This is a genomic window from Arthrobacter sp. NPDC056727, from assembly GCF_042790555.1.
Lineage (GTDB): Bacteria > Actinomycetota > Actinomycetes > Actinomycetales > Micrococcaceae > Arthrobacter.
Genome location: NZ_JBHTZA010000021.1, coordinates 76,284 through 91,959 on the forward strand (window position 1 = coordinate 76,284; position 15,676 = coordinate 91,959).

11 protein-coding genes are annotated in these 15,676 nt (G+C 60.0%); 3 read left to right on the forward strand and 8 right to left on the reverse strand.

From position 1 onward, the window contains the following. The first annotated feature begins 70 nt into the window (after positions 1 to 70). Positions 71 to 3,469 carry an HNH endonuclease gene (locus tag ACFRAH_RS18730; RefSeq protein WP_377992409.1) on the forward strand — a complete coding sequence of 1,133 codons (3,399 nt, stop codon included), beginning with the start codon at positions 71 to 73 and terminating at the stop codon, positions 3,467 to 3,469. A gap of 641 nt (positions 3,470 to 4,110) precedes the next feature. On the opposite strand, the gene ACFRAH_RS18735 is transcribed toward ACFRAH_RS18730, so the two are convergent. From ACFRAH_RS18735 to ACFRAH_RS18750, 4 genes are all read right to left on the reverse strand, one after another. Further along, the gene (locus ACFRAH_RS18735; RefSeq protein WP_377992410.1) at positions 4,111 to 4,953 is read right to left on the reverse strand and encodes a pyruvate, water dikinase regulatory protein; all 843 of its coding nucleotides are present in this window, start codon (positions 4,951 to 4,953) and stop codon (positions 4,111 to 4,113) included. After that, positions 4,954 to 7,356 (reverse strand): phosphoenolpyruvate synthase, encoded by a 2,403-nt coding sequence (gene ppsA / locus ACFRAH_RS18740; protein ID WP_377992411.1) that lies wholly within the window; start codon positions 7,354 to 7,356, stop codon positions 4,954 to 4,956. A gap of 530 nt (positions 7,357 to 7,886) precedes the next feature. Further along, positions 7,887 to 8,738, reverse strand: coding sequence for an alpha/beta fold hydrolase (locus tag ACFRAH_RS18745; protein WP_377992412.1), 852 nt, complete (start codon positions 8,736 to 8,738; stop codon positions 7,887 to 7,889). Between the two features lie 337 nt (positions 8,739 to 9,075). Beyond that, positions 9,076 to 9,657, reverse strand: coding sequence for a TetR/AcrR family transcriptional regulator (locus tag ACFRAH_RS18750; RefSeq protein ID WP_377992413.1), 582 nt, complete (start codon positions 9,655 to 9,657; stop codon positions 9,076 to 9,078). Positions 9,658 to 9,872: 215 nt separating this feature from the next. On the opposite strand from ACFRAH_RS18750, the gene ACFRAH_RS18755 reads away from it, so the two are divergent. Then, positions 9,873 to 11,027, forward strand: coding sequence for an MFS transporter (locus tag ACFRAH_RS18755; protein ID WP_377992414.1), 1,155 nt, complete (start codon positions 9,873 to 9,875; stop codon positions 11,025 to 11,027). 586 nt (positions 11,028 to 11,613) lie between these two features. Here the strand turns inward: ACFRAH_RS18755 and ACFRAH_RS18760 are convergent. The 3 genes from ACFRAH_RS18760 to ACFRAH_RS18770 form a co-directional block, all read right to left on the reverse strand. Beyond that, complete coding sequence (locus tag ACFRAH_RS18760) at positions 11,614 to 12,372, reverse strand: SDR family oxidoreductase (RefSeq protein ID WP_377992415.1); 759 nt, start codon at positions 12,370 to 12,372, stop codon at positions 11,614 to 11,616. 60 nt (positions 12,373 to 12,432) lie between these two features. Beyond that, positions 12,433 to 13,383, reverse strand: coding sequence for a zinc-binding dehydrogenase (locus ACFRAH_RS18765; RefSeq protein WP_377992416.1), 951 nt, complete (start codon positions 13,381 to 13,383; stop codon positions 12,433 to 12,435). Positions 13,384 to 13,477: 94 nt separating this feature from the next. Beyond that, a complete protein-coding gene (locus ACFRAH_RS18770; RefSeq protein ID WP_377992417.1) occupies positions 13,478 to 13,852 on the reverse strand; it encodes a DoxX family protein in 375 nt (124 codons plus the stop codon). A gap of 111 nt (positions 13,853 to 13,963) precedes the next feature. Here ACFRAH_RS18770 and ACFRAH_RS18775 point away from each other — a divergent pair, with 111 nt between their 5' ends. Next, positions 13,964 to 14,446, forward strand: a complete 483-nt coding sequence (locus ACFRAH_RS18775; RefSeq protein WP_377992418.1) for a MarR family winged helix-turn-helix transcriptional regulator — start codon at positions 13,964 to 13,966, stop codon at positions 14,444 to 14,446. 122 nt (positions 14,447 to 14,568) lie between these two features. Here the strand turns inward: ACFRAH_RS18775 and ACFRAH_RS18780 are convergent, their stop codons facing one another. After that, the gene (locus tag ACFRAH_RS18780) at positions 14,569 to 15,411 is read right to left on the reverse strand and encodes an alpha/beta fold hydrolase (protein ID WP_377992419.1); all 843 of its coding nucleotides are present in this window, start codon (positions 15,409 to 15,411) and stop codon (positions 14,569 to 14,571) included. Between the last annotated feature and the right edge of the window lie 265 nt (positions 15,412 to 15,676).

Genomic DNA, 15,676 nt, shown 5'->3' on the forward strand with positions numbered 1-15,676 from the left:
ATGGTCTGCGAGAATGGAAAAACCCTAAAGACCAGGAGCGGACTTGGTAACAGTGAGTGCTAGGAAGTCCTTGTGGACTCGGGCTCGAAATCAATGCGCTTATCCAAGTTGCATCCAGGCACTCACCATTGACGCAGAACCTTCTGGCTCGGGTTCTATCGGTGTAACGGTCGTCGGAGAAGAAGCACATATCCGGGCCCAGAGCGTGGGCGGGCCGCGCTATGACGCCAGCTATGAAGACATTGACGGCTACGACAACTTGATCTTGCTGTGCCCGACTCACCATACGATGATCGATGCGAACAACGGAGCAGGGTACACCGTAGAAGCCTTAGTCAAAATGAAGGCGGACCATGAGCGCAATCAGGAACGCAGTGAATCGCTAAAAGCCACCTTGCGTGCATATTTAGGTGATCGCTTCGCGGCAGAAGATTCCGTCCAGTTCCATCAAGTGGATCTACGAGGTCCCTCGGTCGACGCTATGTTCGTTGACGTGCCGGTAGGGTGTCGCCGGGACGGCTCTGCCTTGGCAGATCGTATGCGGCGGCTCTCAGAGCTAGCTCCTGGAGACACAGCAGAGTTAGAGAGGACGTCAGGATTCGTTGTCACAGGAGCGACGCAAGTCCTCCTTGATCCCGAGTGGACGGGAAATGCTGTTCTTGTGGGCGGCCCGGGTCAAGGGAAGTCGACAGTGCTTCAATACGTGTGCCAGTTCCATAGAGCCAGAAGGCTTGACGAAGTCGGGTACGCGGCCTCCCAATCACTTGGGCGAAACAGCACGACGGCAATCATTCGCTTTCCTGTACGAGTTGACTTGCGAAAGTATGCGCAGTGGGCCGTCCTCAGTCATTCCTCCTTGGCGGGCAAGAAAGGCAAGCCGAAGCGCATCTCCGCTGAAGCTGAACGCTGGCGAAGTCTTGAAGAGTACATCGTTGACGATATCGGTCGTCACATCGGCGCCAATAAGTTCACCCCGCATGACTTAGTTCTTCTCTTGGCCACCGAACCCGTCCTTCTAGCTCTGGATGGGCTCGACGAGGTGGCCAGTCTGCCGGCACGTGCACGGGTGACCGAGGAGATCGTTCGGATGCGAGGCCGCCTGGGCGCCGACGCGGCCGATCTTGTCATTTTGATCGCCACTCGCCCCGGAACATCACTTCAGCCGTTGACAGCCACTGGGCACTTTCCGGTTCTCCATCTGCAGCGCCTGACGCCAGGATTGCGACTGCAATACCTCGATCAGTGGAGCACGGTATCAGGCTTGGCTAGTGAGGCTGCCGTCAAACTGCGGGCAGTGTTCCTTGACAGCCAGCACATTCCGCACGTGAATGAGCTCGCGTCGTATCCTATGCAGCTCGCAATACTTCTGCACCTGCTTTATCGACGACAGCTTCTTCCACAGCAGCGAACGGATCTGTACGCGGAGTATCTCAAAACATTTCTCGACCGGGAGCAAACCGAAGACAAAGAACCGCTTCTTGCGGATAAACGCCGCGTCGTTGAAGATACTCATGCATATCTGGGCTGGTACCTTCAGGCGAAAGCCGAAGAAGGTCAAAGTGCGGGATCAATCACACGTGCTGAATTGCAGAGACTTCTCCGAACATATCTTGCTGGCCGTCCGAAGGAACAGGAACTCGCGGACGAACTCTACTCAGCGATCACTGATCGAGTCTTGTGCCTAGTTGAGCGGGACGATGCATTCGAGTTTGAGGTGCAATCGCTTCGCGAGTACTTCGCTGCCATGCACATCTTTGAGAATCTCACACCAAAGGGCGATGGAAACTCTCGAGACGATGGGCTGAATGCACTCCTTGAGCGGCCATACTGGGGAAATGTCTGCCGGTTCTTCATAGGTAAGCTCGCCAAGGGGGAAGTCCGCGGACTTACCGGCAACTTCAAAGCGGTCGAGAAGAAAATTTCGCCCCACCCGCTAGTCCGCGCAATGGCAGTTACGGTATTGAACGACAGGATCTACGACGGCCTAACTGGCATCGAAATCCGTGACGTGGCGAACTTTATTTTTGACGGTCCGGGAGTGGTTCTAGCCCAAGATGGAGTGCTGGATCCCTCCGGAAGCCCTCTGCGGCTGGGGGAGGAGGCCGGACGCGCCGAAGCCATCGACCATTTGAAGGCTCGTCTCCAAGACGCGTCAACTGACGCAGTTCGTGACAGCGCCGCTCAAAGTCTCGCAGCCCACGCATCACCAGAAGACAACATCTCTGCCTGGTGGTGGGAACGGTTCGATACGAGCAGCTCTTGGCTGGACACTGCAGCGCATCTCCGCGCACTCAGCTCCCTCACGCCCGCCCAAACCACTCGTCTTAAGGAGTCCCTGGTCCGTCTGCGTCCAGATATGTGGCCAACGGATATCCTTCTCAGCGGCGAATACGATGGTTCTGAAGATACTCTTGCCAAGATAGCGGTCGCCAGTCTGAACGAAGGATCCGTCGAGCTTGTCGGTACTCCCAACCTAGGCACTGACACTGAAGCCCTCGCTTCCTACGCCTGCCATGTAGCCGAGGGGCCTTACGCGACCGCCTTGCCACCGGCAATCCAAAACGAATCGGCCAACCGTTCCCTGACCAGCGCCCGTATTGCAGAGGCTTTGAAGTCGCTCCAGCTCCCCCCTCAGGGCTCCTTTTTGACGTCGGATTGGGAGCGATACCTGTCAGTCGCCGCCGATATTTGGGGAGACGGTTGGATCCTCCGCCGAGTAGTGTCGATGACACCGAACATGATCGATCTGGGTTCGATAGCTACTCGAACTCAAACCACTGCGCTCTCTGCTGCCGCTCGTGCTGAGGCAGACTTCCGTGACAACAAGGCCGATTCTGCTTGGTGGGAGGACTTCTTCGCGTCTACAACCCAACAACGTGATATCAGTCTGGGAGTTCTAGCACTTCTCGAAACTGCCAAATCCCAAGTGCTTGTTGAGCTAGCCCCGACGCTGAACCGAGTCGTGCGCGATTTGCAGATCAAACGTTTCCGGGCGCTGGAAAAAGCTTTGCAACGGGCAGCCACCACCCACAGGGTCCGCGCGTTGGACTTGCATGAAGCGTTGCGGCTTCGGCGCGTAAAGATGTCGGGAAGGGTGCTGTGGCTTATCTCTATTATTGCGACGGATTCAACCCGAGAATGGATCCCAATGCATCTCGAAACAGACCTTCAAGATGTGTTCCTTGCGGGTACAACGGAAGGGCATGCCGTGGTTGCCGCCGCTCAAACTAGCCATAAGTTGAAGGTGGACATGTTCAAATACGCACGCGGCGCTGTCCAGGTTGATGGTTGGACGGGTGAAACCCGACTCGCCTCAATGAGCCTCAAGATGGCGGAAGCGATCCTCCAAGATCCTGGCCAATGGCCTGCGGAATTAGTGCAACTGGCAGTCGAAAGACTGTCAATTCGAGCGGCGTCACGCACCCGTCCCCTGGCAGAAATTGCCGCCTTGCACAAGTGGTTTAACTAGCGATCCAGGGCGCTTTAGTAAGATAAAAGGCCAGAACGCGACGGATGGAACTGCTGAATCCAGAAGAGCGGAGAAGTTGACCGTTCAAGTAGATTACTTTACGTAATCTTTATTATCGGCGTTTGACTCACGAGAGCAGAAGCAGCTGCCAGAACTGCCGTTTCTAACCTCTCAGTCCGTATGGTCAGCGTGTTCGGCTAGAAACAAGTGAGACATCCTCCTCGTGAAGTCGGCAGTCTTTGCTGTCAGCCTTACATGTGCTCGTAAATGGTGTAGCCGCATGGAACATCGGCAGCGGTTTCGGCAGTGTAATCGCCATTCCCAATTCGAGTCACTCTGATTCCGTGGTTCAGTGCGATTGCGCGAGAGATGAGTCCTTCGACTGCAGAATTCAGTAGATCGTCCGCCTTGCTGGCGTCTGCGGTGGTAACGCGTATGGTGTGAGTCGTTTGAATCATGGCCGTCCTAAATCTTGTTGCATTACGACTGCTGGGTTTCGCTGTACGTTCGGGCGACGCGACCGGGCAACGGGTAAGATCCGCCCGCGCTGTGAATACCCGTGAATGCCAGTTGTCCCGGTTTGACGTTCGACGGGAGAATCACGCATCAAATCGCGCGTTGAGCTTTGAAGCGGTAGGTCTTCAGTGGTGAAGCTGCATGCGTTGGAGAACGGTGGCGGAGATTTCTTCGACTGACATGGTTGCGGAATTGACGTAGGGGATGTTGTTGGCCCGGTACATCTCCTCGGCATTGCGCAGTTCATAGGTGCATTGGGCCACTGATGCGTAATTGCTGTTGGGGCGGCGTTCCTGGCGGATCTGGCTGAGCCTGACGGGCTGGGACGTGAGGCCGAAGCATTTGCTTGCAAACGGCCGGAGGGGTTTGGGCAGGGCCATGGTGTCGAAGTCTTCTTCCACGAGGGGGAAGTTGGCGGCCAGGATGCCGTGCTGGAGAGCAAGGTACATGGTGGTCGGGGTTTTTCCGCAGCGGGACGGCGCGATGAGGATCAGTTCTGCCCGTTCCAAAGCCCGGAGGGATTGGCCGTCGTCGTGCTCTATCGCGTATTCAACGGCGGCCATCCTTGACTGGTAGCGCACTTGGTCTCCGACGCCGTGCGCTTGGCCGGGCAGACCGCTGGCCGAGGAACCGAGCGCTTGCTCAAGCTGGCCGACGTGGGCGCCGAACAGGTCGAAGAAGTGCCCGGCGCTTTGGGACAGGACAGCACGGACGTCGGGGCTGACGGTCGTTGAAAAAACGAGCGGACGAGGCCCGGACGAAGCGACCCGGTCGATGGTGGCCACGACGTCGCGTGCCTGTTCGACGGTGGTGATGAACGGGATGGTCCGCCGCTCCAACTGTTGGGCGGGGAATTGGGTCAGCAGGGTGTTGCCGAGGGTTTCGGCGGTGATGCCGGTGCTGTCGGAGAGGAAAAACACTGTGGGGGCGGGCGTGCCGCCCGCCCCCACAGCGGGCTGGTTGGCCATTTAGACGGCCGTGCGGCTGCCCGTGCGTGCGAGCCGCAGCCACGTCTCGGTCACGGCGTCAGGGTTCAGCGAGATGGAGCTGATGCCCTGCGCCAGGAGCCATTCGGCGAAGTCCGGGTGGTCGCTGGGGCCCTGGCCGCAGATGCCGACGTACCGGCCCTTGGCCCGGCAGGCAGTGATGGCCAGTTCCAGGAGCTTGGTCACGGCGGGGTTGCGTTCATCGAACCCGTCGGCGACCAGCGCGGAGTCGCGGTCCAGTCCCAGGGTCAGCTGGGTCAGGTCGTTGGAACCGATGGAGAACCCGTCGAAGTATTCCAGGAACTCTTCGGCCAGGAGGGCGTTGGCGGGCAGTTCGCACATCATCACGATCTCCAGCCCGTTCTCGCCGCGGCGCAAGCCGTTCGCGGCGAGCAGGTCGGTGACGCCCTTGGCCTCATCGAGGGTGCGCACGAACGGGACCATGAGCTTGATGTTGGTCAGGCCCATCTCGTTGCGGACGTACTTCAGGGCTTCACATTCCATCTCAAAGGCCTGCCGGAACGACTCGGAGAGGTACCGGGAGGCGCCACGGTACCCGATCATCGGGTTCTCCTCTTCCGGTTCGAAGGCCGGCCCGCCCAGGAGGTTGGCGTACTCGTTGGACTTGAAGTCCGAGAGCCGGATGATCACCGGTTCCGGTGCAAAGGCCGCGGCGATGGTCGAGATGCCCTCGGCCAGGCGCCGGACGTAGTAATCCCGGGGACCGTCGTACGCTGCAATTTTTTCCCGGATCTGCCGCACGGTGTAGTCATCGAGCGCCGCGGGACGCTCAATCTCCCCGGCTACCGCCAGCAGGGCGTTGGGGTGGATGCCGATCTGTCGGTTGATGATGAATTCCAGGCGTGCCAGGCCGACGCCGTGGTGCGGGAGCCGGGCGAAGCTGAACGCCTGTTCCGGGGTGCCGACGTTCATCATGATCTTGACCGGCGCTTCCGGCATCGTCTCCAGGCTGGTTTCCTGCAGCGTGTACTCCAACAGCCCCTCGTACACGAGCCCGGCCTCACCTTCGGCGCAGGACACGGTGACCGGGGTGCCGTCCTTGAGGATCTGGCTGGCGTAGCCGGTGCCGACGACGGCGGGGATGCCGAGTTCCCGGGCGATGATGGCCGCGTGGCAGGTACGTCCGCCACGGTCAGTGACGATCGCGGCGGCCTTCTTCATGATCGGTTCCCAGTCGGGGTCCGTCATGTTTGCCACCAGGACGTCGCCTTCCTGGAAGGAGGCCATCTGGTCAATCGAGGACAGCACCCGCACCTGCCCGGCGCCGATGCGCTGGCCAATGGCCCGGCCCTCCACCAGAACAGTGGAACGCTCGGTGAGGGTGTAACGGGAAACGCTGCCGGCGGCCTTGCGGGACTCGACCGTTTCGGGGCGGGCCTGCAGGATGTACAGTTCCCCGTCCACGCCGTCCTTGCCCCACTCAATATCCATGGGACGGCCGTAGTGTGCTTCGATGGCCAGGGCGTGCCGGGCGAGCTGCTCAACCTCGGCATCGGCCAGGCTGAAACGGCTCCTGAGGTCCTGCGGGACAGGGACGAAGTCCACGGTCCTGCCAACCTCACGGGAGTCGGTGTAAACCATTTGCACGGCCTTCTCCCCCAGCCCCCGTTTCAGGATTGCAGGCCGGCCGGCGGCCAGGGCGGGTTTGTGGACGTAGAACTCGTCCGGATTCACAGCACCCTGCACCACTGCTTCGCCGAGCCCGTAGGAGGAGGTGATGAAGACGGCGTCGTTGAATCCGGTTTCGGTATCCATGGTGAACATGACACCGGACGCGCCTACGTCAGAGCGGACCATGCGCTGAACACCAGCCGAAAGCGCAACCTCGGAATGCGTAAACCCATGGTGGACCCGATAGGCGATGGCCCGGTCGTTGTAGAGCGAGGCAAAGACGTCCTTGATCGCGAGGAGGATGTTATCGATGCCCCGGATGTTCAGGAACGTCTCCTGCTGGCCCGCGAAAGACGCGTCCGGCAAGTCCTCTGCCGTGGCGCTCGAACGCACGGCCCACGACACATCGCCGCCGTGTTCCTCCGTCAGACGGGAGTACGCGGCACGAATTTCCTTCTCGAAGCCGGTCGGGAAGGCAGTGTCACGGATTAGCGTCCGAATTTCCTGGCCAACCCTGGCCAAAGCGGCCACATCGCCGCTCTCCAGGCCATCCAGAATATTTTCGATCCGGGCATCCAGCCCCGACTCATTCAAGAAACGCCGATAGGCATCGGCCGTGGTCGCGAAACCGCCCGGAACCTTCACCCCCGCAGAGGCGAGGCTACGAACCATCTCCCCAAGAGAAGCATTTTTACCGCCAACCTGGTCAAGGTCCGACAGGCCAAGATCAGAAAACCAGAGAACGTCAGTCATAAAAGGTGTCCTTCGTTGGGCACGCTTTGACAAGCGCTGAAAAATAGAGTGATGCAAGACTGCGTGGCACCACTCCCCGGAAGCAAACGGATGTGATCCTTGCAACATGTCGGCCCGTAATGAAAAGACGCAACGGCCGGTTTAAGGATCGTGCTGCCGTCGTCATTGGTGCGAATATCAGAGTGCTGGTTGCTGCCGCGGACGTGCGCAATGACAGCCCAGGAAGCGGTCAAGATCTGCGCTCTGGTGGATGGTGCCATCGGACGAGTGTTCCCGCCCATCCTGCTGGCTAGGGGGTAAGCGGAGGGAGCAGTGGGGATGGCCGGATCGACACGATGCTGGTCAAGTGCGTCCGCGGCGCCAAGCGGGTTCGCGATGGCGGCTACCACTGACTAGCAGGTTATTGGAATCGCCAATTATCGGCGTTTAAAGCACCGGGTAGAAGTAGCTGCTAAAACCCACCGTTTAGGCGTGCTGGTCATTTGCCATGGCGAGCTTTGGGTCCACCTTGCCCCACCTGAAGAGTTGTCCTAAATTCTGGCGTTTGGTCCCTGTGCCCACTCGTCGGGCATCCCCTCAGTGCGGACATACATCTGCGTTAGGAGTGTCCTGAGGGCAGCGCCGAATAGGGCGCCATTTGCCATGAATTCGAGATGTGTTCCCGGGAACTCGGCCCAAGAGGCTCCGATGCGTTTGGCAATTTCAACTGACGGCCGTGCATAGTACAACCCACGGTCAGCGGACCCCGCTCCCAAAACGATCGGGAACTGGGCGCCCGCCAGTGCCCTTACATCTGGGACGAAGTCACCCCATGTACCCCACTCCCAGCGAAACATGAAGTCCCAGTTTCCGCCAAGGCGCTGGTAAAGCTCTGGGTCCCCTGGCATCATGCCGCCCCCCTTGACCGTTGCGGCAAACTCACGGGCGGCATACCCAAGGCCATACTCCCGGAACTGGGCAGCGATGTGATCGAAGAAGTGGTGCCAAGGGTCCTCCTTAGGGAGGACACGGACGGCTGGTGGTTCGTGTGCAACCAGGCCCCTGACCACGTCGGGGTGGCGAGCTGCTAGATCCATCCCGACGATGGCGCCGCCACTGTTTCCGAAAACTAAAGCCTTGTCCCCCGCCAAGCCACGAATCAGCGCGGCAGCGTCGTTAGACTGGTCGCTCATTTTCATAGGCCTCGCCACTCGACCACTGCTGCGCGAATTCCCCCGGCGGTCGTAGGTGATGACAGTAAACGCGTCGGACAAGGCTGCTGCCAAGGCAGAGAAATGGCCCGCATCCCCGCCGGCTCCGGCGATGAGGAGCACCGCTGGGCCCCGTCCACGTACTTCGTAGTAGAGGCTCGCACCCTCGACATCAAACATTCCGTTGAGCACTGCTGCTGACTCCTTGGTCTCACTTTGACACCAAGAGCGCGACGCCCCTCGCGAGCCGCAGATAGCCTGGCCGACGAATCACTGGTGGAACCAACGTTGTTGATTCATCAACTAATGTAGGCAAAGGTGCTTGACTGGTCAAGCACTTTCGGAAGGGCTGATCTTGCTCTTTAACGACCGAGGTGGAAGGGCCTCCAGTCGGCGGCGAAAGCGCTTCCCGCGCCCGAGACTCTCAGCACCTTGCTGCATGAAGCGTTTGGCCGGGGCCGTTCTTGGGCGAAGGGGCAGCTTGTTTCGGCGACCCTAGCTTGTGACGGGGAATGGCCGCAGGCGGGCTTTACGCCGGCGAGGTTGCGTTGAGGCCGGACAGTCCGCTTGAAACGGCAGCTGTTGTTCGCTCCGCATCCCCCGTCGCGAGCAGGTCAAGCATGGCCCCGCGAATAATTGCCGTAACGGCCGTGCGTTGGATCTCCGCTTCGGGTGTTGGGCGACTTTCGGGGGGCTGGGCTGCGGTGAAAAGATCAAGCCACCTCCGTGTTGATGCTGCGGCAAAGTCATTCCACGGTCCCTGCGGCTGAGTTGTTGACTTTGTGAACGCTTCGATCCAAAGGCGCAGCAGCGCACGATGTTCCGGGGCGGACAAATACTTCCAGAGAGCGTGCGCCGTTGTGCTCAATGAGGCCCCCGACGCCTGGATCTCGTCAAGGGCGCGCTCCTCATCTGCTCGCGCACGTTCAAGCACTGCCCTAACAAGGCCATCTTTGCTCGTGAATAAGAAAAGAAGAACGCGGGGGCTTGATCCTATGCGCTCAGCGAGGGGGCGAAGCGAAAGATCTGACAAACCGCGAGTCAGGACTTCTTGATAGGCCGCCTCGAGCAGTTCGCGTCGGCGTGGGGAGCCCTGGTTGGCATCATCCATTCCGTAAGAATACCAAAACTACTGATACAGTCGTTTCACTGACACGGTCGTTTCAGTGAAGGTGAGGTGGTGCAATGCATTCAAGGACATGGAATAGCTTGGGCAAAGGCGCGATTCCTGCTGGTGTTACTGCAGAGTCCGGGAGAGATGAGTCGGAAAGTGTCCCGCGCGAAGCGCCCTGTCCGTCCACGTCCGCCGGGGTCCAGGCGGCACTTGTGAGCGCGGCATTCGCGGTGCTTCTCGGCGGCACCAGCGCCCTGACGCCGCTGCTTCCGCGACTCAGCGAACGGCTCAGCATGGACCCGCTCTTCGTCTCAATGCTGTTCGTCGGGTACATCATCCCCTTGGCGACCTTGCTTCTGCTGCTCTCTCGGGTGCAGGTAGCCCGATGGGCACCCTTGATGTTGGTGTCGAGCATGGGAATCACGGCCATCGCCGACGTTCTCATCGCTATGGTCAGCCCTTCCGGACTGATGCTTGGTCGCTTCCTCTATGGCATTGCGGGAGGCGCCGCTACGGGGTCTGCCTCCATGCTCGTGGTCGCCGCGATAGGGTCCCGTGGCCGTGCGGTAACCGCCACGGGAAGCATTATTGGTGCCTTTGTGGGAGTGGTGTCGGCTCAACTTCTGTCCGCATTTGCACCTTGGCCGCCGATAGAACTTACCTTCTTGGGGCATGCAGCCATAAGCCTGCTGGCCGGCGCCGGCTTGCTGGTCATTTTGGGCCTGAGGCGGGCGGCAAATCGGGGCGCCTTGGCAGGGGGGCCGGCCCGGTCCAAGATTAGAAGCGCAGATACCCAGTACAACTTGGCAGCACTTGCCAGCGGTTCGATCGCTTGGATCGCACTCAGCGGGGCGTATGCGTATTTCCCTTCGGCTTTTGGTGACCTGGGCATGGACGTGTCCAAAGACTTTGGGGTTGCCCTGATGCTAGTTGCCAGCGTCACGGCCCAGTTTTTGGAACCGGCGCTGCAGCGAATTGCCCCCTGGGTGTCCGGCACAGCCCTAGTGCCTTCGGGAATAGCTTTGCTCCTGGCGGGAGGCATCACGCGAAGTGAAGTGGCTGCGATAAGCGGAATTATCCTTACTGGCTTCGGCGTTGGAATTGCTTATCGTCTGGGGCTGGTCGCTTTCACACAAGGTGCGGCCAAAGGGCGGCAGGGTGCTTTTGTTTCCTTCTATACAGGCGTGTCTTATGTCGTGTCGGCCGGGCTGCTCTTTGTCGGGGGACTCGTCGGCAGGCTGCTTTCGCTGGTACCTGCCACCGCCCTTTTCTATGGGGTGGTCGCCGTTGCCGCCCTTTGCTGCTATTTCGTGGCGCCTCGCATTCGTGATACGCAGGACGATGCCGAGCCGTTGGTCGAGGCGTGATGCACGCGAAGACCTTCAAGGCAGCCTTCGCCCTTCCGGACGCAGTCGTCCCAGAAGTGCGGCTGGAACTGTTCGAGAACTGCAACCACGAGGCTGGCGCATAGTGGGCAGAAAGTGCAGCAGCCACCACGGCTGGCTTGTCTGCGCTGACCGCCGTCCGCGTTGAGCGTCCTCTCCTCACGGTGATATATGGCATCGGCAGGACGGGAATCGGGTACATCCGGAGTACCGTTCGCGGCGGCCGAAACCTTCGATTCATGGGACGCCGCCGCACATGCCCAATTGGTCAGCACACCTATCTTGGTGTCTGTCGGTGAACCGAGTGCTTCGCCGCCGGGGCTGCCTCCGAAACAGAGACTGGGTAAGGACCCATCATGATGCCTCTGTCGCCTCGTTCATTTGGACTTGGACCCTGAAGCGGCTCGAGGGACAAAGGCCGTTTCCCAGGAACGTCCCGCTGCCCACCGGTAGCAAAGCCGCCCGTTTCAAGCCGGGCATATTCACTGGCATCCGCCGTCCGACAAGGGGTGGCCGCCCCCTTGCCGCCCAGTCGACCAAAAGGTTGCCAGGCCGAGAGCTCCTTGGGTTAGAGCAGTGCTCCACCGGACGCATCGATCCACTGGCCTGTAATCCAGCGTGAATCATCAGAAGCGAGGAAGGCAGCGATGTCCGCGATGTCTGCCGGCATGCCGACGCGGTTTAGGGGGGAGAGAGCTGCAATGGCGGTTCCGACATCCCTGTTGCCTCGGAGCCAGGACTCGTTCATATCCGTATCAATTACACCGGGAGCGACGGCATTGGCGGTAATCCTGCGCGGCCCGAGTTCCTTGGCGAGGGTCGATGTGAAGACGTCGATGGATGCCTTTGCCATGGCATAGACGATGAGCTCAGGGCTGGCGGCGCCGTGTGTTAGGCCGGATGAAAGGTTGATAATGCGGCCGCCATCGCGCAGCCGTGGCAGGGCACGCTGGGTGATGAAGAAGGGGGCCTTGGCATCGATGGCGAAGACTTCATCGAACTCGTCGGGGGTGACCTGTCCGATCGTGTGGCGTGCTCCCGAGATGCCAGCGTTGTTCACGAGAATGTCGAGTGTGTCCGACTGCTGGTCGAAGCCGGACCAGAGCATCTCGGCGTCCTCTGGTGTGCCCAGTTGTGACTGGACGATGAAACCAGCTCCGCCGGCTGCTTCGATAGCAGCGATGGTGTCTTTCGCTGCTGCTCCTTCGTTGCTGCCGTAATGCACACCAACGCGGGCGCCTTCACGCGCCAGCCGCTCGGAAATGGCGCGCCCGATGCCGCGGCTGCCGCCCGTGACTAGTGCAGTTTTTCCTGTCAGTGAGCCCATGGCCAGGCACTCCTTTTGATAGTTGTTGCGGGAAATTCATTCTTAAAACTGAAGGGGCATTCAGCCATGGCGAACTCGTACAACCAGCTTGCCGGTGGCTGCGTTCGCTTCCATGTCCGCGTGGGCTTGGCGTACCTGCTCCAGGCCGTCGTAGACGTGGTGGATAGGGAAATGCAAGCGGCCGGCGGCTACATCGTCCAGGATGGCCTGAAGCGTCGCTTGGGGCAGATCGGATGCATTTCCGCCGTAGGCAGTGAGCCGCACACCCCGGGGCAGGTAGGCAATCGGGTAGAAGTCCTTGACGGTCCACTCATTGGAGACCATGCCAATAAAGCAAACTGTGCCGTGAACACGAACCGCGCGGAGCGTGTCCGGCAAAGTCGGAGTTCCTACAATTTCGAGAGCGGCGTCAACGCCTTGAGGGAATATGTCTCGTACGGTGCGGGCAATGTTGCCGGTATCGAGCAGCGGGTATGCAACGCCGTGCCGGCTGAGCTCGTCCAGGCGGTCAGGGCGGCGGGTGGTGGCCAGGACTGTGGCCCCAGCCCTTTGGGCCAGCGCAGCGGCAGCCAGGCCTACCGAAGAAGTGCCGCCCCGGATGAGCAGAGTCTGGCCGGGCTGGAGATCCAGACCGGTGGTCAAAGAACCGTATGCAGTTTGGGTCATTTCGGGGATTGCCCCGATGATCTCCCACGGAAGGTCGGTCGTTATGGGAATGACCTGCGTCATAGGGACCGAGGTGTATTCGGCATAACCTCCGTTGTAGGCGCGCCCCATGCCCCCCATAAGGGCAACGACTTTCTGCCCCGGCATCAGACGGCTGCCGGCCGGAGCGGCGTCAACAATCCCTGCGCATTCGATGCCCGGAACCCGAGGGAAGGTAACTCCTTCCGCGAGGCCAAGGCGCAGGTGCAGTTCCGAACGATTGATTCCGAATGCTTCAATCCGGATGCGTACCCATCCCTCACGTTCAGCGGGAAAGGGAAGATCCTGGACAGCCAGTTTCTCCACGGGTCCAGGCTCGGACAGGACAACGGCACGATGTGTCCGCCTGGTATCGTTCGCGCCGGAGCTGCGCCCGAGTGATGCTTGAAAGTTCGGTTGTTCAGAAGCCATATGGCCCGAACCTGGCGATAGCGAGGAACAGCGCCAATCCTGCAAGAACGACATTGGCCCCGATGTTCCGGTACTCCCCGCGCCGTGCGTGAACGATTGCGGCGCCGATCATCAGGAGTGCGAGCCCGGCAGCGGCAGCGGGGACGAGAATCGTTGCGATTCCCGCGAGAGCCGGAACGATCAATCCCAGCGCGCCCACGACCTCAAGAAGACCCACGACCTTGACGGCACCTGGAGAAAAGTCTTCCACCCAGGGTTGGCCGCTGCTGGCGAGTTTTTCTTTGGGCTGGGCAATCTTCATGGAGCCTGCAGCAAAGAATGCTAGGGCCAGAAGCCCGGCAATGATCCAAAGGGTGATAGTCACGTCAATCTCAGCTTTCAGTTTGGGTGGGTAAGTCAATGGCTATCGGGAAACCATATACTTGCTACGTCAAGCAAATATATACTGCTTGACGTGTCAAGTAAAGTGGGGAGCATGACGAAGGGCAATCAGGTGGCTATAACTCCTCTCAACGCAAGGGAGGAAGCCTTCTTTCGGGCGTTTGCGCGCGCGGCAATTACGGTGCCACGCGCTTTTGACGCAGACCTGCTGCATGAGCAGGGCCTATCCCTGAGCGAATACTTCACCATGATGTTCTTGTCGGAAGCCCCCGATCGGTGCCTCCGTATGAACGCCCTCGCCACTGCTGGTGCGCTGTCTCTCAGTGGTACGACGCGCATCGTCCACCGGCTGGAGGCAGAGGGCTTGGTTCGACGGGAGAAGTCAGGCGGCGACGGCAGAGGCTGGAACGCAGTGCTTACGGACGCAGGTCTCGAACGGCTTCGAGCCGCGTGGCCGACGCATCTTGCCAGTGCACGTCGCCATGTGATGGACCATCTCGACCCGGGCGATCTTGACTCTTTCACTGCTGCGCTGGAAAAGTTCGCCGCCGAAGGTAACGGTTCAGTCGGGCGTTGACCTGACTTGGTTGCTGAAAGGCATCGTGGTGCTACTGGGCCTGTGGCCGGGGGGAGGTTCAAGAAAGGAGGCAGGACATTTACGATGTCCTGCCTCCTCACACTTGACCCGCTACTGCGTTTTCAGGGGGTGCTGGTCTCCTGTTCCTTCTGCCAATGCTCAGGGACCTCGCCGACCTGCGTTTGGATGAGGGTCGCAACGGCTTTAAGGGCGGCTCCAAATGCGTCAGGGTTGCGCAGGAACTCCAGGTGGATGCCCGGGAATTCCACCCAGGGCGCATTGATACGACGAGCAATTTCGACTGAGGGTCTGGCGTAGTAGGCGCCCCTGTCCGCGGACCCGGCCCCCAGGACGAGGGGGAACGATACCTTCGCCAAGGCGTCGAGGTTCGGCTGATAGGAGCCCCAAGCTTTCCATTCCCAGCCAAACAGATAGTCGACGTTTCCGCCGAAACGGGCCGTGAGGTCTTCAGGCCAAGGATAGTCGCCTTCACCGCGAACGGTCGCAATAAACTCCGCCCCCGCAACAGCAGGACCGGACTCTCTGTACACGGCTCCGATTCGCTCAAAGAAGCCGTACCAAGGGTCATCTGTTGGCAGTACCCCCACGAGCGGTGGCTCATGAGCGATCATTCCGAGCACCACTGACGGATGACGGGCTGCGAGGTCCAGAGCCACGATAGCGCCGCCGCTGTTCCCGAAAACCAGCGCGGGCCCGACAGCCAGCACGGATATCAGGGCAGCCACATCATCCGACTGATCGGAAACACTCATTGGTGCGGCAACGCGCCCGGTGCTTCGAGAGTTTCCGCGCCGGTCGTAGGTGATCACTGTAAATGCGTCTGCCAGATAATCTGCTACGCCGGAAAAATAGCCTGCGTCACCGCCCGCGCCTGGAATCAGGACCATGGCGGGGCCGCTGCCGCGAATCTCGTAGTAGAGCTTGGCGCTTCCAGTGTTCAGCATTCCGCTTTTCATTTTTCTCCGCTCTGTTGGCACCAGTGTCTACAGCCGACCGATGCTTGGAAGGACCTGCCCAACCAGCCTCGGATTGGGTGGGGTGGGCCGGGTGGGGTGGTTTAGGTGGCTCCGGGTGCTGCTGTGAGGGTGATGTTGGATCGTGAGTCGGCGAGTTATTGTTCGAACTGCTCGATCAGGGCCAGCAGCCCGGTTTCGTCGGTTGCTGTGCCGTAGACGTAGAAGTCCGGGCGGACGATCACGAATTGTGCGT